The sequence below is a fragment of the Alcanivorax sp. HI0044 genome (assembly GCF_001634945.1).
In genome coordinates this window covers 1-1114 of record NZ_LWEZ01001539.1, presented here as the reverse complement: position 1 = coordinate 1114, position 1114 = coordinate 1, and the positions used below count along the sequence as shown (strand labels likewise).

The window sequence follows — 1114 nt, the reverse complement described above, 5'->3', positions numbered from 1 at the left end:
AACACTCTCCGTTACCTCCCGGCAGAGCTGCGCCAAAGTGTACTGGCCAACTGGTATCAGAACACCGGCAAACTGCGCCTGGCAGTCAGTTACGAATCCGTGGACACCACCCTGCCCACTGATATTCCATTCGACACCAGCACCCCCATGAACGAGTTCAACGACAAGCTGCTGACGCGCTTTACTGAACTGAACGCCCGGCCAGACCCGATCAACCGCTGTGATGGAGAGCATTGTCAGCGTGCTGATGTGTCTGCCTGGAAACAGCAGGCCGACCACACCCTCAGTGCCATCTCTTCACGTCGTGCCGCCAACCTGCCGGTGGTGAACTTTATGCCGGAAGTCAGCATGGTGCATGTGCGGGGCAATCAGGGGGAGCAGGAAATCTACTCTCTGTTCCGTAACCGGGCCCATAGCAACGTGGCGTTCATGATGGGGGAATCCCTGCGTTACCAGCCGCCCCTGGATACCCTGACCCTGTATCCCGGCGTGCTGGCCAGCTACCCCAACTTCATGTTCCTGGTGCAGGACGACCAATTACAGGCGTTCGTCAGCCAGATGGAAGCAGTGAAGACGCAAGAAGACTTCACCAAAGTGGTCGACGCCTACGGCATCCGCCGCACCCACCCGGCGTTTTGGCAATACTTCCACGCACTGGACCAGTATCTGCAAGAGCACGAGCCAACCCAGGCCGGCATTCTCGATATGAACCGGTACGAAAACCTTTGAACAATTAGCAGCAGGTAACGCGGGAGGAATGGGTGCCCTGACGCAGCCATCCTGCCCGCGGAGACTGGTTGAAAGTTCAAACTGAAAAGTTGAAAAGGAACATCAACAAGCTCCCCCTCGCCCTTTTCCCAAAGCAGCGTCGCTGGTAGCGCGATAAACCTCCCATACGCTCTAAGTCCGACAATGGCTAGGTCTGTGGCGCCAGGACGGTTGCTACTATGCCCGACCTGTCAGTCACACTGGTCAATGTGACCGTCGCTCACCTCTCCATAATCGAATGCAATCCATAGACATAACAATGAGGTTCCATCATGGCGAAAGATGCAGTGGGTTATGCGCTGACCGCGCTTAACCGCCTGGCCAGCTCGGAGATGCTCGACAAGAT

1 protein-coding gene is annotated in these 1114 nt (G+C 56.5%); it reads left to right on the top strand.

The window, feature by feature from the left end:
- A partial coding sequence (locus A3730_RS23265) for a fatty acid cis/trans isomerase (RefSeq protein WP_197477592.1) occupies positions 1–729 on the top strand: 729 nt, incomplete at its 5' end.
- Positions 730–1114: the final 385 nt, after the last annotated feature.